Raw genomic sequence first — 16077 nt, 5'->3', positions numbered from 1 at the left:
TCTTTGCTGGTTAAATTTTAACCAGACCTCATTATTCGCCGACGCTGATCTTCAGGCCAGCAGCTATTGCAAACGGTGTCAGGGTGATCGCCAGAGCGGTCAGGCTACCAAGCCACAGCAGATACCCGGTCGCCGGCATGCCTTGGAGGGCTGCCTGCAAAGCGCCACTGCCGAGGATCAACACCGGGATGTACAACGGCAGAATCAGCAGCGCCAGCAACAGGCCGCCACGTTTCAAACCGACCGTCAGTGCCGCGCCCACCGCGCCGAGCAAGCTCAGCACCGGTGTTCCCAGCAGCAACGAAAACAGCAAAACCGGCAGGCAGGCGGCAGGTAAACCGAGCATCAACGCCAGCAACGGTGAGAGCAAAACCAGCGCAAGACCGGAGAAAAGCCAGTGTGCCAGCACCTTGGCCAAGACCAGAAGTGGCAACGGGTGCGACGAAAGGACCCACTGTTCCAGGGATCCGTCTTCGAAATCACTGCGGAACAGCCCGTCCAGTGAGAGCAGGACCGACAACAGCGCCGCCACCCAGACTAACCCGGGGGACAGGTTTTGCAACACTTGAGTTTCCGGGCCGACGGCCAGCGGGAACAACGCGATGACGATGGCGAAGAAAATCAGCGGATTGGCCAGTTCCGCCGGGCGGCGAAACAGCAGTCGGGATTCACGGGCAACCAGCAGGCCAAACACACTCATACTGCCCAGTTCCCCAGATCGATATCGCGATAACCGGCCGGCATCCGGCTCAGCGTGTGATGCGTGGTCAACACCACCAGGCCACCGCGTTCGCAGTGTCCGGCCAGATGCTCTTCGAGCTGCGCCACGCCCTGTTTGTCGAGGGCGGTGAACGGTTCATCGAGAATCCACAGCGGCGGGCTGTCCAGATACAAACGCGCCAGCGCCACACGGCGTTGCTGACCGGCGGACAGGCTGTGGCAGGGAACATCTTCGAAACCGCGCAATCCTACGGCTGCCAGCGCTTGCCAGATGGCCTCGCGTTCGGCGGGATGATGCAGGGCGCAGAGCCACGACAGGTTCTCTTCCGGGGTCAGTAGATCCTTGATCCCGGCGGCGTGGCCGATCCACAGCAGGTTGCGTGCGAGTTCGCTACGTTGTTCGGTCAGCGGCTGGCCATTGAGCAGGACGTGCCCGGCGGTCGGCTGCATCAGCCCTGAAAGCAGACGCAACAGGCTGGTCTTGCCGCTGCCGTTGGGACCGCTGATCTGCACCATATCGCCACTGGCGAGTCTCAATTCGAGATTTTCGAAGAGCAGCCGCAGATCACGTTCACACGCGAGGGCAACGGTTTGCAGGACAGGACTGGTCAAGGGATCACGGGCCTTATACGGTTCAAGTCGGCTCTGGCGCGGCCGTTAAAGAGATGCAGCATAGATGCATTGACGGCTCGATCTAGAGAGCTGGGTCAAACAATTGCTATGTTTTTTATTCGAAGCGCAAGACGGGCGGCATTATACATGTCGTGCCTTACTCTCAAGAGTGCATTTTCCTCAGGTTGTGTCCGCGTATGACAGGCGAAATAAACATCCTCCCGCTCCCGCCCACCCCCCCGGCGACCGTTCGCCCGCAGGTCGGTGAGCTGCTCAAGCTGCTGACCCCGGTCGAAGGCCTGATCGGCGCCGGGCAGAGCGCCAAGGCCGAGGTGTTGTCGCTCAAGCAGGCGGATCAGACTTTTCAGTTATTGCTCAAGGTGACCGTCGACGGCGGCCGCCAGACCACCGTGCAAGCGACCAGCAATCTGCCGCTACCCCAAGGCACCAGTCTGGCGATCACTCAGCCCTCGGCGGGCAATCTGGCGATTACTGTGCAACAAGCCATTGCCAACAGCGTCGCCACCCTCACCCGCATCGACACCGCACAATTGCCGGTCGGCACCCTGCTGCAAGGCAAGGTGCTGACCTCGCAGGCGCTGCCGCAGACGCCGGGGCAGGCAGCGGTGTTCCGCTCGCTGGTCAGTTTGCTCAACACCGCGCAGAGCGGCAGCACACTGACCATCGACAGCCCGCAGCCGCTGCGCATCGGCACTTTGCTGTCGGCCTTGGTCGAAGACGCACAAACCCTGAAATTCCTGCCGATGAGCAGTCGCCAGGAACAACTGGCCGTGAGTCAGCAACTGCTCGGCCAGCAAAGTCGTCAGGCGTCACTGAGCGGGTTGTTGAACGCGCTGCAAAACCTGCCACCCGCCACCGACCAAACCTCTGCGGATCTACGCGCGGTGGTCGACAAGCTCCTTGCCAGCCTCCCGGACGTGCAACAACTGAGCACCGCCAAAGGCGTGGCCCTTGCCCTGGCCAACAGCGGCGTGTTCCTCGAAGGCAAACTGCTGACCGGGCAGAACCCGACGCTGGCACCGGACATGAAAGCCGATCTGCTCAAGCTGATCGCACAACTGACCCCCGGTTTGCCGAGCAGCACCAGTTTCAACGCAATCATCGCCGCCAACACCCTGGCGCAAGCGCTGCCGAGTTTCGTCCGTAACGCCCTCGGCATGCTCGGCCAGGTCAGCGCCAAACCTGTACCGAGCAGCTTCCCGCTGCCCGACCGCCTGCTGCAAAGTCTGGACGGCGAAGGCGATCTGGAACAGTTGTTGCGCCTCGCTGCTGCCGCTGTTTCGCGCCTGCAAAGCCATCAACTGTCGAGCCTGGAGCAGACCGGCGTCACCGACGATGGGCGCCTGCTCAGCACCTGGCAACTGGAAATCCCCATGCGCAATCTGCAGGACATCGTGCCGTTGCAGGTCAAGTTTCAGCGTGAACAAGCGCCGGAGCGAGAACCGCAACCCAACGAACGCCGCGACGAGCGCGAGCCCAAGCAGCAACTGTGGCGCGTCGATCTGGCGTTCGACATGGAACCGCTCGGGCCGATGCAGATTCAGGCGCAACTGATCGCCGGCAGCCTGTCCAGCCAACTGTGGGCCGAACGGCCATACACCGCCGAACTCATCGAAAACAACCTGTTTGCCCTGCGCCAGCGCCTGCTCGATCGCGGGCTGAACGTCGGCGACATCGACTGCCACCATGGCACTCCGCCGCAAGGCAACCAAACCCGTCTTGAACATCGCTGGGTCGACGAAACCGCATGAACGACTCCACTGCCCCACGCCAGGCCATCGCCCTCAAATACGACGGCAACCACGCGCCAACCCTCACCGCCAAAGGTGATGACGAACTGGCCGAAGAAATCCTGCGCATTGCTCGCGATTGCGAAGTCCCAATCTACGAGAACGCCGAGTTGGTGCGCTTGCTGGCGCGGATGGAACTGGGCGACAGCATTCCCGAAGAGTTGTACCGCACCATCGCCGAAATCATCGCGTTTGCGTGGAACCTGAAGGGCAAATTCCCCGAGGGGCAGGACCCGAATGCGCCGATGGTCGAGAAGGATGTTACCGAGCGTGGGGATGATTATTAAGCCCTGAAAGCAAAAGATCGCAGCCTTCGGCAGCGCCTACAGGGGAAACGCTAATCCTGATGTAGGAGCTGCCGAAGGCTACGATCTTTTGATTTTGCTTGCCGCTTGAATCTTCTAGCGACGCGATCGCCCCGGCTCTGACTCGAAGCCCCACCCAGTTATACCGTTCATCGCAACTGTCAGATCTGACAGTTGCGCGAAAAGTCGCGGTTGTCGCCTGATGAAGTGACAGCTCCGATGGAATAGTTCTCGGCGCTGCCCTGACAGGAGCACTCCGATGACTTTGCCCCCCGAGACCGATGAGAACTCCACGGACAGCAATACGCTGGCCCTAGGAGCACCAGATATTCCCGCATGGATTTCACCGATTGGTGGTAATGAGGGTTACCACGGCGGCATTGGCGCCGCCCCCCTTAATGCCGATCTGCTCGTCAGCGTTGATCCGTGGCTCGATAACGCAATAGGCCAAAGGTGCCAGCTCTTCTGGGGCGACGACGTAACTCCCGTACTGACGGAAATCCTCGACACCTCCGAAAAACTTACAGCCCCCGTTTTTTTCCATGTACCGGCGGGCCAGATACTGGATGGAAGGGCGTTTCCGGTTTTTTATCGTATTATCCGTTCCAGCCACAACGAAGCCGACTCGTTCAAGCTCAACATTCTGATCAAGCGAACACTTCCGGGTGGTGTGCTCGATAAACCCGAACCACAAGGTCATCCCCGCCTGTTGTATAGCTTCATTCCCGATATCGGGAAGGGTGTCGATGCCGCAATGGCAAAAAACGGCATTGTCATGCTTATCGAACCTTATCCGAACATCACGCCATTCGACCGCATAATGGCGCGATGGGGCAATGAAGAACAGGTGATGTTTTATCCCGTCACTCCTGAGCAAATAAGTGACCCGAAAAACCATCCGATTTTAATCTTGTTCGATGAGAAGCTGATCAAGCGTGCGGGGGATGGTAAGCACTCAATTACCTTCCAGGTGATTGATCGCTGTGGCAACCGTCCACATGCCTTTGCCCCTTGGGCCATTCCCACTGAAGTCAGCGTAAACGTGAATCGCATACCTGCACCCACGGTTACAGGCGAACAAGGAGATGTACTGGATCCTGCTTACCTTTCCAGCATTCAGGTTGTTGCCTCAGGTGCCGGTCTATTGGCCGACGACAGCGTCCGCGTTCATTGGCAGGGGCGAATAGAGCGCGAGACTACGCCCAAGACCTATTCAGGAAACGGAGCACTAGAGTTCCCTATACCGTTGGCTTGGGCCAACGAAAGCGACCAAAGCGCGGTCAATGTCACCTTGCGCGTGGCTCGTGGAAGTGCATCGCCCGAGTCCGAGGCTAAATCCTTCACAGTCAAAACCACAATCATCTTGAAGCCCGCCAAAGTCCTGGAAGCCTATGGCGCGCAAGGTGATCGCCTGAAAATGTCCGACATCTACACTGCCAGGCACATAACAGTTCAGATTGAACAATATGTAGGAATGGCGATTGGGCAGACCATTCGTGTCCGTTACGCGTCCGCGCGCCATGTCTACGACAGTGCAATCACACCGGTGACGGCCGTTGGCGCAATGAACCTGAACGTTCCACGCATGGAAGTTGTGGATTCCATAGGCAGTACCGTTCCCGTCAGTTTCACGGTACGTACCTACCCGAACGGCCCATTGCACCGATCCGATCCGCTCAGCCTGGCGGTAGACGCCCAGGAATTCGTGCTGCCCCCTCCAAGGCTTACCCCCGACCAAACCACAGTGACGGTGCGATATCCGGCAATGACCAACGGATATCAGGCACGCGTCCGTTTCGGCGGAATCATCACCCGCCGGACGCAATGGCAGGATATGAAAACAGGGGTCACTGCAGAGTTTTCAATCCCCGCGGACTGGGTATCAGAAAACAAAGGAAAAACCGTATTGATCAACTACAGCGTGAATCAGATCGGTATCGATGAGCAAAGCCAGTTCTCTCAGGTATTGAGAGTAGAGCTGTAAGCAGTGCAGGCAATCCGCCGCGCACTTGATGTCCCCCAAAAGGAGTTAAAGAGATGAGTACTGAACTCAATGCATTGGACCTTACTGCCCCCAAAGTTCTGGAGGCCTACGGTGCTGACGGTAAACGTCTGAACTTCAACGACGTTTATAACAGCACACATGTCAATGTGCAGGTGCCACACTACGTCGGCATGCTCGGCGGGCAAACCGTGAGGGTACGCTGGACAAATGGCCGTTATAAATATGACACCGAGACACTGACCGTAGGCATCCCCGGAAAGCTGAACTTTAGAATTCCTCGCCTGGAAGTTATCGATTCCATTGACAGCCTTGTCACTGTCAACTATAGCGTCCGCCCGACCCCTGGCGCGCCGCTGCTCATTTCCAAATCACTCTCATTGAGTATCGACCCACAACTATTTGATCTCAGTCAGCCGCGACTTTCCGCAGACAGAAAAAATGTAACCGTCAAGTTCTTGAACATGACTTCCGGTTATACCGTAAGAGTAAGGTGGCATGGCGTGGTGGTCCGGGATACCGAGAGCCAGCCGATTCAAAACAGTTCGTCGATGACCTTTAACATTCCGGCACACTGGGTAACAGAAAATGCGGGCAAGGTCGTGCCGATAAACTACAGCGTTCACCGCTCAGGCTCTAACGATAATCTAATGTTTTCTCGTGTATTGCGCGTCACGCTTTGAATCCCCCCGAAAAAAAAGGCATAAAGTGCAGATAATCCACACCTTATGCCTTTCAACCTCAATCGCGACGAGCGCGCTTAACGTCCTTTCACCGCTGTGGCCTGATCTGCTTCATGAAAACTGAACGCGGCCGCTGCCCCGGGTGCAAGATCCACTCTGATAACAGGCAACACATCACCGGTCATGTTGAAATAGTCCTGCTGGATGTACTTGGCCCCCGTCACCCCTGAACCACCGTCTTGGCGTTGAAGATAGAAAAACGCGTAAAGCGGTAGTTGCTTCGGAATATCCTGGGGCCAAAGAGACATGATTATCTCGTTGTGCTGTGGGCGCTCACCCGCAGGCGGCTCAAAATGAGCTCGCGCTTCAAGGCTGATGGCAAACTGTTCAACACTAGAAGTGAATCCACATTGATGTTTATTTCTGTTTGAAAAAGATCCGGAACCCGCCACTGATCGATAATGTGTTTTCCACTTCTCTAGAGTGGTGACACCTTCTTCGGGGCAGGAACGACTGTTGGCGGGATAGGAACTGTGCGCTCCACAACCACCAACGCCTGCGCGGTACCAACTCGCGGCATCCGTAGGAAACGAGCACAGTAGGCTGATCGGATAGGTGCCCAGCCGCTCTGCAGTGGCGAAGTCCTTGAAAATAAAACCGTGAAGATCTCCCCACGCCAGTTTTGTGATGCCTAAATCCTTACGCAGGTAAGAAAAAGGAACCCCTTTCTTGTTGATTGCCGTAGGGCTTGGATTCCAGGAATGGTAAGACGGCTTGGCCCCAGTGGTACGCACTATCACACCACTGCAATAATACGCAGGCTTTGCGCTACAGTTATTTGAAACATTGTTGTATCGGCTGTTCAGCCTTTCCGCGACCAACTGACCGAATCGTTGATCTTTCGCATCAAAACTGAATATCTGCTTGTTGGCTGCGGCCATATTGATTTTCACAATAGGGACGTACAAAGACGTCTCAAGATAATACTCACGTTGAAATTTCTGCGCGTCCGCCAATTTAGCCGGTGATGAAGCCTCGTAAAACACGGCCTCGACTGGAAGTTTCTCAGGCTTGCTTTCATCCCAGGTTTCAACCAGGACCTCAGTGGGCTTGGCCGTCCACGTTGCATCCATGAGCTTGTGTGCTTCCAGACTAGCCTTGAATTGCGCAGCGACAACCGTACTTAACGAACATTGGTTCTTTGGCAAAGAATCATGTTCCTTGAAATTTTTCAACCATGCCGCAGCCGTAGTGGGAGAGCCCCATAACTTTGCACAATTGGCAAGATCAGGATCCGCTTGTGCCACTTTCGGTGCAAATCCACAACCGTGGTCTGCCCGTTCATTGAGTGATTCGGTCGGAAAAGGGAAAATACAACGCAGACTCACGGCCTTACCCACCGCCAATGCTGAAGTCTGGTCCTTCAAGATAAAGCCGCTTTTTCTGTTTCCGTTAAGTGCAGTACTACCGACATCCGAGCGGATATAAGTGAATGCAACGGATCCAAGCTTTGTCGCCTGTGAACCATAATCCCAGAATTTGAAAAATGTGCTGTAGTCTACCGCCCGCAAAAGAACACCGGAACAATAATAGGCAGGAGTGCCATTTGAACACTGCGCAACATTGTTTTGATATTTTGCATTCAAGTCTGCCACTAACGCCGGACCAGACATGGCATTAACAGCAGCGGAAAAAACTAAAGTCAAGAACAGTAAGAGTTTCATATTCACACCCTGATGAAGTTGATTTCATCTTGAGTATGTTGAGCATCGAAGATTGTTATCTACTGTCAGATCTGACAGTCCCGACAGGCGGTACTTTATGCATAAATGAAAAGATCGCAGCCTTCGACCGCTCCTACATCAGGATTAGCGTTTCCCCTGTAGGCGCTGCCGAACGCTGCGATCTTTTGATATTGCTTGCCGCTATAAGCTCGAAGCTCTTAGCTGCCCTTATGTAACTTGCGCATCAACTCCGCCTCAGCCTGGGTCAACCCACACGACTGAGTCAGTTCATCCACGCTTGCGCCCATGCCCACCAGTTTCGCCGCCTGGGCGAATGACAGGCTCGACGGGTCGCGTTGTTCAAGCGCGACAATCTTGTCCGGCAACGGATTCACCACCGCGCGCAACTCGTGCAGGGCGTCGCCCATGCGCACGTTGCCGTTCTGGTAGTCGTCGACACGCTTGGCCAAGTCTTTGATGCGCTGGTCACGCAACGCATCGCCCTGAGCCTGTTGCGCAGCGATCACCCGCTGCGCCTTGATGTACGACACAAACATTGCCAGTGTGCCTGCCCAGAAGAGGAACAGGACAATGACCGCGACCTCGAGAATCAATCAGATGCTCTCCAGTTCCGACCATTCTTCTTCGCTCATCATCTTGTCCAGCTCGACCAGGATCAGCAACTCGTTGTTCTTGTTGCACACGCCCTGGATGAACTTGGCCGACTCTTCGTTGCCAACGTTCGGCGCCGTCTCGATTTCCGACTGACGCAGATAAACCACTTCGGCCACGCTGTCGACCATGATGCCGACGACTTGCTTGTCGGCTTCGATGATGACGATACGGGTGTTGTCGCTGATCTCACCGGTGCTCAGGCCGAAGCGCTGACGGGTGTCGATCACGGTGACCACGTTACCGCGCAGGTTGATGATACCCAGCACGTAGCTTGGCGCGCCCGGCACCGGAGCGATCTCGGTGTAGCGCAGCACTTCCTGAACGCGCATTACGTTGATGCCGTAAGTCTCGTTGTCCAGTTTGAAGGTCACCCATTGCAGGATCGGATCTTCAGAACCTTTTGCATTCGTCGCCTGACTACTCATACCCTGACCCCTCGAAAAAACCGCTCTGAGCGGTGTGTGTTCTGTGTGGCGGCATTCAACAATGCCGTCGCCTGATTGTTATGTCGGCTGCTATGTCGGTTTATGTAGCGGCTTGTGGCCGCCGAGGTGCTTTGCCCCACCGCTGGCGATCAACTCGGCCAGTGCGGAAACGTCAAGCAATGCACACATGTGCTCAATCACGGTGCCGGCGAGCCATGGCCGCTGACCCCGGTGACTTCTCCATTTGATTTCATTCGGGTCCAGACGCAACGAGCGGCTGACCTGATGCACCGCCAGCCCCCACTCGTAACCTTGTACCGAAATCACGTACTGCAGGCCCTGACGGAAGTCATCGCGGTAGCGATCCGGCATGACCCAGCGCGCGGTGTCCAACACTTTCAAATTACCGGCCTGGCTCGGCAGGATGCCGAGGAACCATTCCGGCTGACCGAACAGCGGCGTCAGCTCGTGGCCGGCCAGCGAGTAGATCGAGCCGAGGCACACCAGCGGCACCGCGAGGGTCAGCCCGGCGACGTCGAACAGCAGGCATTCGAACGCTTCCGAGGCCCAGGCCGGGCGACCATCGGTTTCCACCGGTGGCGGCGTATTGCTCGGCGGCAGATGTACCTCCACCAGCGGCGGGACCAGCGTCTGTTCGACAGGCGCGGGTGCAACCGGAGCTGGGGCCGGTTCGACCACTACCGGTTCCGGCGCGGTTTTCAGCAATTGGGTTTGCAGCAGCGGTGCCAATGTCGAGACCGGCGCGCGAACCGGCTCGGCTTCTTCAATCAATGTAACCGATGCCTTGGCGACCGGTGCGGCGGCAGGCGCAACAACCGGTGCGACAGGTTTGGCAGCCTTCTGCGCGTCACGCGCCTGCTCTTCCAGCACTGCGGCCTGAAACTCGTCCAGCGCCTCGGTACTTTCTTCGACAACTTCGACTGGCGTCGGCAACGCGTCAGGAATTTCCTGGAGCAAACTGTCCAGATACGACTGCAAGGCCAACTGCGGCTTCGACGTCAACTTCAAAGGCCGGTTCATGCACAGTCCCCTGTAGGAGCTGCCGCAGGCTGCGATCTTTTGATCTTTTCAGGAGCGCCACTAAGCAAGATCAAAAGATCGCAGCCTGCGGCAGCTCCTACAAGGTTCAACGTCATTCAAGCCACCTGCGGAACAAGTTGTTGCGCCAACAGATGCTTGAGCAGCGCGCGATACGCCAGCACGCCACGGCTCTTGCCGTCGAATTGCGAAGGCGTGACACCGGCACGGCTGGCGTCGCGCAGACGGGTGTCGACCGGGATGTAACCCTGCCAGATCTCGTCGGGGAATTTGTCGCGCAGCACGCGCAAGGTATGCATCGATGCCTGGGTACGACGATCAAACAGGGTCGGCACGATGCTGAACGGCAGCGCCTGTTTGCGCGAGCGGTTGATCATCGCCAGGGTGTTGACCATGCGTTCCAGGCCTTTGACGGCCAGGTGTTCGGTCTGCACCGGGATCACCAGTTGCTGGCTCGCCGCGAGGGCGTTGACCATCAGCACGCCGAGCAACGGCGGGCTGTCGATGACGGCGTAATCAAAGTCCTGCCACAGCTGCGCCAGACTCTTGGCGATCACCAGACCCAAGCCACTCTGTCCCGGCGACTGCCGCTCAAGGGTTGCCAACGCGGTGCTCGATGGCAGCAGGGAAATGCGTTCGTCGCTGGTCGACAACAGCAACTGCCCCGGCAGGCCTTGCGGCACGCTGCCCTTGTGCAGAAACAGGTCGTAATTGCTGTGTTCCAGGCTGTCGGGGTCATAGCCGAAATAGCTGGTCATCGAGCCGTGCGGGTCGAGATCGACCACAACCACGCGCTTGCCCGCCTCCGCCAGCAATCCGGCTAAAGCGATGGAAGATGTGGTTTTACCGACACCACCCTTTTGATTGGCGACTGCCCAGACTCTCATTCGGTTCGTTCCTCCCGGCCGATATGCTCGACCGAGACATAGCTCAGCGTGTTAATGCGGGTGACGGAGAATTGACGGCACTCTCGCGTCCCGGCGTCTTGACCGGGGTCGGTGCAGTTTGTGTGCCAGCACGCTTCAACGCAGCATCCGGTTGCGCATGAGCGGTTCCAGTGCCGGTCAGGCTGCGGCGCACATCAAGGTTTCGCGACACCACCAGTACGACGCGACGGTTCTTCGCGCGGCCTTCAGCGGTGGCGTTGTTGGCCACCGGCTGGAACTCACCGTAACCGACCGAGGCCAGGCGACCAGGGTTGACGCCCTGCATTGCCAGCATGCGCACGATGCTCGCCGAGCGCGCCGAGGACAGCTCCCAGTTGGTCGGGTACTGCGCGGTGCGGATCGGTTGATCGTCGGTGAAACCTTCGACATGGATCGGGTTATCGAACGGTTTCAGAATCGCTGCAACCTTGTCGATGATGTTGAAGGCGATGTCACTCGGCATGGCGTCGCCGCTGCCGAACAACAGGCTGGAGTTGAGTTCGATCTCGACCCACAACTCGTTGCCGCGCACGGTCATCTGATTGGAGCTGATCAAATCGCCGAACGCGGCGCTGATGTCATCGGCGATGCTTTTCAGCGGATCGCTGGCACCGGCAATACCGGCGTCAACCTGCTCAGCGTCCTTGACCAGCGGCTTGGCCGGGGTCACGGTCTTCGGTCGTTCATCGCCAATCGGGATCGGTTTGAGCGAGCGGTCGGAGTCGGTGAAGACGCCGATCAGCGCTTCGGAAATGACTTTGTACTTGCCTTCGTTGATCGACGAAATCGAGTACATGACCACGAAGAACGCGAACAGCAGCGTGATGAAGTCAGCGTAGGAAACCAGCCAGCGTTCGTGGTTTACATGCTCTTCCTGGTGGCGACGACGTGCCATGAGGTTATTCCCTTAATCCATGAAGCCTTGCAGCTTCAACTCAATGGAGCGAGGGTTTTCACCTTCGGCGATCGACAAGATCCCTTCCAGCAACATTTCGCGATAACGCGACTGCCGCAACGCGATTGACTTCAGCTTGGCCGCCACTGGCAGCAACACCAGGTTGGCACTGGCCACGCCGTAAATGGTCGCGACGAAGGCCACGGCAATGCCGCTGCCCAATTGCGTCGGATCGGCGAGATTGCCCATCACGTGGATCAGGCCCATCACCGCACCGATGATGCCGATGGTTGGCGCGTAGCCGCCCATGCTTTCAAAGACTTTCGCCGCTTCGATGTCGCGGGCTTCCTGGGTGTAGAAGTCCACTTCGAGGATGCTGCGGATCGCTTCCGGCTCGGCGCCATCGACCAGCAGTTGCAGGCCTTTGCGCGAGTAGTTGTCAGGTTCGGCATCAGCCACGCCTTCCAGACCCAGCAGGCCTTCCTTGCGCGCGGTGAGGCTCCAGTTGACGACGCGATCGATACCACCGGCCAGATCGACCCGTGGCGGAAACAGGATCCACGCCAGAATCTGCATGGCGCGTTTGAACGCGCTCATCGGCGATTGCAGCAGTGCGGCACCGATGGTGCCGCCCAGTACGATCAATGCCGCCGGGCCGTTGGCCAGCGCACCGAGGTGACCACCTTCAAGGTAGTTACCACCGATGATGGCGACGAACGCCATGATGATCCCGATAAGGCTTAAAACATCCATCAGAGACACGCCTCGACAATGTGCTTGCCGATGTCGTCGAGGCTGTACACCGCGTCGGCGAGGTCGGCTTTAACGATGGCCATCGGCATGCCGTAGATCACGCAGCTTGCCTCATCCTGTGCCCACACCGCGCTGCCGCCCTGCTTGAGCAGACGCGCGCCTTCACGGCCGTCGGCGCCCATGCCGGTCAACACCACCGCCAGAACTTTGTCGCCGTAGGATTTCGCCGCCGAACCGAAGGTGATGTCCACGCACGGCTTGTAGTTCAGACGTTCGTCGCCCGGGAGGATTTTCACCGCGCCACGGCCGTCGATCATCATTTGCTTGCCACCCGGTGCGAGCAACGCCAGGCCCGGACGCAGGATGTCGCCATCCTCGGCTTCCTTGACGCTGATGCGGCAGAGCTTGTCGAGACGTTCGGCGAAGGCCTTGGTGAACGCTGCCGGCATGTGCTGGATCAGCACGATCGGCGCCGGGAAGTTCGCTGGCAACTGAGTCAGCACGCGTTGCAAGGCAACCGGGCCGCCAGTCGAGGTACCGATGGCAACCAGTTTGTAGGCCTTGCGTTTCGGCGCGGGCGACGAAGCGCTGGCGGCCGGGGCGCGAGTCGGCGCTGGAGCTGGAGCCGGACGCGTTGGTGCACTGGTGCTGTGGCTGCTGAAGCTCGACGCTGCCGGAGCAGGCGTCGGCGCTGGTGCCGCAACCGGCGCAGGCGCGCTGTAAGCACTGAAACGACGATTACTGCGCGAGATGCTATGCACTTTCTCGCACAGCAGTTGCTTGACCTTCTCGGGATTGCGCGAGATGTCTTCGAAATTCTTCGGCAGGAAATCCACCGCGCCGGCGTCCAGCGCATCCAGGGTGACCCGGGCGCCTTCGTGCGTCAGCGAGGAGAACATCAACACCGGGGTCGGGCAGCGCTGCATGATGTGCCGCACCGCCGTGATGCCGTCCATCATCGGCATCTCGTAGTCCATGGTGATCACGTCCGGCTTGAGCGCCAGCGCCTGATCAATCGCCTCTTTACCGTTGGTTGCGGTGCCGACCACCTGGATGCTCGGATCCGCTGAAAGAATTTCCGAGACGCGGCGGCGGAAAAAACCCGAATCGTCCACCACCAGGACTTTGACTGCCATAAACACTCCATTAGGTGCAGCGGGACGTTGTCGCCCCGCCGCCCCGGATTCAAATACGCCGTGCGGCGTAACGCTTGAGCATGCTTGGAACATCGAGAATCAGCGCGATGCGGCCGTCACCGGTAATGGTGGCGCCGGACATGCCCGGAGTGCCCTGCAGCATTTTGCCCAATGGCTTGATGACCACCTCTTCCTGACCGACCAGTTGATCGACGACGAAGCCGATCCGCTGGGTGCCCACCGAAAGGATCACCACGTGGCCTTCACGCTGCTCTTCGTGAGCGGCGGAGCTGACCAGCCAGCGCTTGAGGTAGAACAACGGCAGCGCCTTGTCCCGCACGATCACCACTTCCTGGCCGTCGACGACGTTGGTGGTCGACAGGTCGAGGTGGAAGATTTCGTTGACGTTGACCAACGGGAACGCAAACGCCTGATTGCCGAGCATGACCATCAGGGTTGGCATGATCGCGAGGGTCAGCGGCACCTTGATGACGATCTTCGAGCCCTGGCCCTTGGTCGAGTAAATGTTGATCGAACCGTTGAGCTGGGAAATCTTGGTCTTCACCACGTCCATGCCGACACCGCGGCCGGACACGTCGGAGATCTCGGTCTTGGTCGAGAAACCCGGGGCGAAAATCAGGTTGTAGCACTCGGTATCGCTCAGGCGATCGGCTGCGTCCTTGTCCATCACACCGCGTTTTACCGCGATGGCGCGCAGGACGTTCGGGTCCATGCCTTTGCCGTCATCGGAAATCGACAACAGGATGTGGTCGCCTTCCTGCTCGGCGGCCAGAACAACACGACCGCCACGGGCCTTGCCCGATGCCTCGCGCTCTTCCGGCGACTCGATGCCGTGGTCAACAGCGTTGCGCACCAAGTGGACCAGCGGGTCGGCCAGGGCCTCGACAAGGTTTTTGTCGAGGTCGGTTTCTTCGCCCACCAGTTCCAGGTTGATCTCTTTCTTGAGCTGACGCGCGAGGTCGCGAACCAGACGCGGGAAGCGCCCGAAGACCTTCTTGATCGGCTGCATCCGCGTCTTCATCACCGCGGTCTGCAAGTCAGCCGTGACCACGTCGAGGTTCGACACGGCCTTGGACATGGCTTCGTCGCCGCTGTTGAGGCCCAGGCGCACCAGACGGTTACGCACCAGCACCAACTCGCCGACCATGTTCATGATTTCGTCGAGACGCGCGGTGTCAACCCGCACGGTGGTCTCGGCTTCGCTAGCCGGTTTTTCCGGTGGCGGCGCAGCGGCGGCACGGGCCGGAGCCGGTGCAGCAGCGGCAGCCGGTTTCGGCGCTTCGGCTTTCGGCTCAGGCTTGGGAGCTGCCTTTGGCGCAGCAGCCGGAGCGGCCGCAGCCTTGGCGGCAGGCGCAGCCACCGTGGAAGCAGCGCCGGCAGTCGCGGCGCCAACGTCAGTGAACTTGCCTTTGCCGTGCAATTCGTCGAGCAGCGATTCGAACTCGTGATCGCTGATCAGATCGCTGCCGGCTGCGGCGGCTGCCGGCGCGGCTGGCGCAGCCGGTGCCGAGGCGATCGCCGATTCCAGTGCTTCAACGGCAAAGTTGCCCTTGCCATGCAGTTGATCGAGCAGGGCTTCGAATTCGTCGTCGGTGATATCCGAGCTGTCGCCCGCCGCCGGGGCTACCGCAGCCGCTGCGGTCGGAGCCACGGCATCCGCCGCGAACTGGCCTTTGCCATGCAACTGATCGAGCAAAGACTCGAACTCGGCGTCAGTGATTTCGTCGCTCGCGGCTTCAGCGGCCGTTTGCGCAGGTGCAACAGCGGCCGGGGCTTCAGCTTCAGCCTTGACGGCGTTCAGCGAGTCCAGCAGTTGTTCAAATTCGTTATCGGTGATGTCGCCAGACGCGTCGCCTTCGACGACCAGTTCTTCGATCATCTCGGCCACCGGCGATGCCGGGGCGGCATCCGCCGATTGCGGTTCGGCCAGACGCGCCAGGGCGGCCAGCAGTTCCGGGGTGGCAGCGGTGATCGGTGCACGCTCACGGACTTCGCTGAACATGCTGTTCACCGCGTCCAGTGCTTCGAGGACAACGTCCATCAGTTCTGCATCAACGCGACGCTCACCCTTGCGCAGGATGTCGAACACGTTTTCGGCGATGTGACAGCACTCCACCAGCTCATTGAGCTGAAGGAAGCCGGCGCCCCCTTTTACAGTGTGGAAACCGCGAAAAATTGCGTTGAGCAGATCTGCGTCATCCGGACGGCTTTCCAGCTCGACCAGTTGTTCGGACAGTTGCTCAAGAATCTCGCCGGCCTCAACCAGGAAATCCTGAAGGATCTCTTCATCGGCGCCGAAGCTCATTAATGGGGTGCTCCTACAGGTCTAA

General features: G+C 58.6%; 15 protein-coding genes. 4 read left to right on the top strand and 11 right to left on the bottom strand.

Annotation, left to right across the window (positions count from 1 at the left end; all coding sequences use genetic code 11):
* Nucleotides 1-31 precede the first annotated feature (31 nt).
* Both ccmB and ccmA read right to left on the bottom strand, forming a co-directional pair.
* Complete coding sequence (gene ccmB / locus LOY43_RS08105; protein ID WP_008083427.1) at nucleotides 32-700, bottom strand: heme exporter protein CcmB; 669 nt, start codon at nucleotides 698-700, stop codon at nucleotides 32-34.
* Nucleotides 697-1332, bottom strand: a complete 636-nt coding sequence (gene ccmA, locus LOY43_RS08100) for a cytochrome c biogenesis heme-transporting ATPase CcmA (protein ID WP_095050200.1) — start codon at nucleotides 1330-1332, stop codon at nucleotides 697-699. The genes ccmB and ccmA overlap by 4 nt, the downstream gene beginning before the upstream one ends.
* Nucleotides 1333-1529: 197 nt before the next feature.
* Between ccmA and LOY43_RS08095 the strand changes: the two genes are divergently transcribed.
* The 4 genes from LOY43_RS08095 to LOY43_RS08080 all read left to right on the top strand — a co-directional run bounded on the left by LOY43_RS08095 (nucleotide 1530) and on the right by LOY43_RS08080 (nucleotide 6133).
* Nucleotides 1530-3104, top strand: coding sequence for a flagellar hook-length control protein FliK (locus LOY43_RS08095; protein ID WP_258709442.1), 1575 nt, complete (start codon nucleotides 1530-1532; stop codon nucleotides 3102-3104).
* Nucleotides 3101-3430, top strand: coding sequence for an EscU/YscU/HrcU family type III secretion system export apparatus switch protein (locus LOY43_RS08090; RefSeq protein WP_095050198.1), 330 nt, complete (start codon nucleotides 3101-3103; stop codon nucleotides 3428-3430). The genes LOY43_RS08095 and LOY43_RS08090 overlap by 4 nt, the downstream gene beginning before the upstream one ends.
* A gap of 277 nt (nucleotides 3431-3707) precedes the next feature.
* Complete coding sequence (locus LOY43_RS08085; RefSeq protein ID WP_258709441.1) at nucleotides 3708-5432, top strand: hypothetical protein; 1725 nt, start codon at nucleotides 3708-3710, stop codon at nucleotides 5430-5432.
* Between the two features lie 53 nt (nucleotides 5433-5485).
* A complete protein-coding gene (locus tag LOY43_RS08080; RefSeq protein WP_095126512.1) occupies nucleotides 5486-6133 on the top strand; it encodes a hypothetical protein in 648 nt (215 codons plus the stop codon).
* Between the two features lie 77 nt (nucleotides 6134-6210).
* Here LOY43_RS08080 and LOY43_RS08075 read toward each other — a convergent pair whose 3' ends face one another.
* The 9 genes from LOY43_RS08075 to LOY43_RS08035 all read right to left on the bottom strand — a co-directional run bounded on the left by LOY43_RS08075 (nucleotide 6211) and on the right by LOY43_RS08035 (nucleotide 16052).
* Nucleotides 6211-7857 (bottom strand): hypothetical protein, encoded by a 1647-nt coding sequence (locus LOY43_RS08075; protein WP_258709440.1) that lies wholly within the window; start codon nucleotides 7855-7857, stop codon nucleotides 6211-6213.
* Nucleotides 7858-8075: 218 nt separating this feature from the next.
* Complete coding sequence (locus LOY43_RS08070; RefSeq protein ID WP_220558329.1) at nucleotides 8076-8471, bottom strand: DUF2802 domain-containing protein; 396 nt, start codon at nucleotides 8469-8471, stop codon at nucleotides 8076-8078.
* A complete protein-coding gene (locus tag LOY43_RS08065) occupies nucleotides 8472-8957 on the bottom strand; it encodes a chemotaxis protein CheW (protein ID WP_095050193.1) in 486 nt (161 codons plus the stop codon).
* Nucleotides 8958-9047: 90 nt separating this feature from the next.
* On the bottom strand, nucleotides 9048-9998 hold the full coding sequence (locus tag LOY43_RS08060; protein ID WP_258709439.1) for a CheW domain-containing protein: 951 nt from the start codon (nucleotides 9996-9998) through the stop codon (nucleotides 9048-9050).
* 116 nt (nucleotides 9999-10114) lie between these two features.
* A complete protein-coding gene (locus tag LOY43_RS08055) occupies nucleotides 10115-10903 on the bottom strand; it encodes a ParA family protein (protein WP_008077691.1) in 789 nt (262 codons plus the stop codon).
* Between the two features lie 43 nt (nucleotides 10904-10946).
* Nucleotides 10947-11837: a flagellar motor protein MotD gene (gene motD / locus LOY43_RS08050; RefSeq protein ID WP_093439795.1), complete on the bottom strand. Its 891-nt coding sequence runs from the start codon at nucleotides 11835-11837 to the stop codon at nucleotides 10947-10949.
* A 12-nt stretch (nucleotides 11838-11849) separates the two neighbouring features.
* On the bottom strand, nucleotides 11850-12590 hold the full coding sequence (locus tag LOY43_RS08045; protein ID WP_003222929.1) for a flagellar motor protein: 741 nt from the start codon (nucleotides 12588-12590) through the stop codon (nucleotides 11850-11852).
* Entirely contained in the window at nucleotides 12590-13726 is a 1137-nt protein-coding gene (locus tag LOY43_RS08040) for a chemotaxis response regulator protein-glutamate methylesterase (protein WP_095050191.1), read from the bottom strand. Before LOY43_RS08040 ends, LOY43_RS08045 begins: the two co-directional genes overlap by 1 nt.
* A 49-nt stretch (nucleotides 13727-13775) precedes the next feature.
* Entirely contained in the window at nucleotides 13776-16052 is a 2277-nt protein-coding gene (locus LOY43_RS08035; RefSeq protein WP_095050190.1) for a chemotaxis protein CheA, read from the bottom strand.
* Nucleotides 16053-16077: the final 25 nt, after the last annotated feature.

It is taken from the genome of Pseudomonas sp. B21-041 (assembly GCF_024748675.1).
GTDB lineage: Bacteria > Pseudomonadota > Gammaproteobacteria > Pseudomonadales > Pseudomonadaceae > Aquipseudomonas > Aquipseudomonas neuropathica.
The sequence above is the reverse complement of the archived record's forward strand: the minus strand, read 5'-3'. Positions and strand labels throughout refer to the sequence as shown.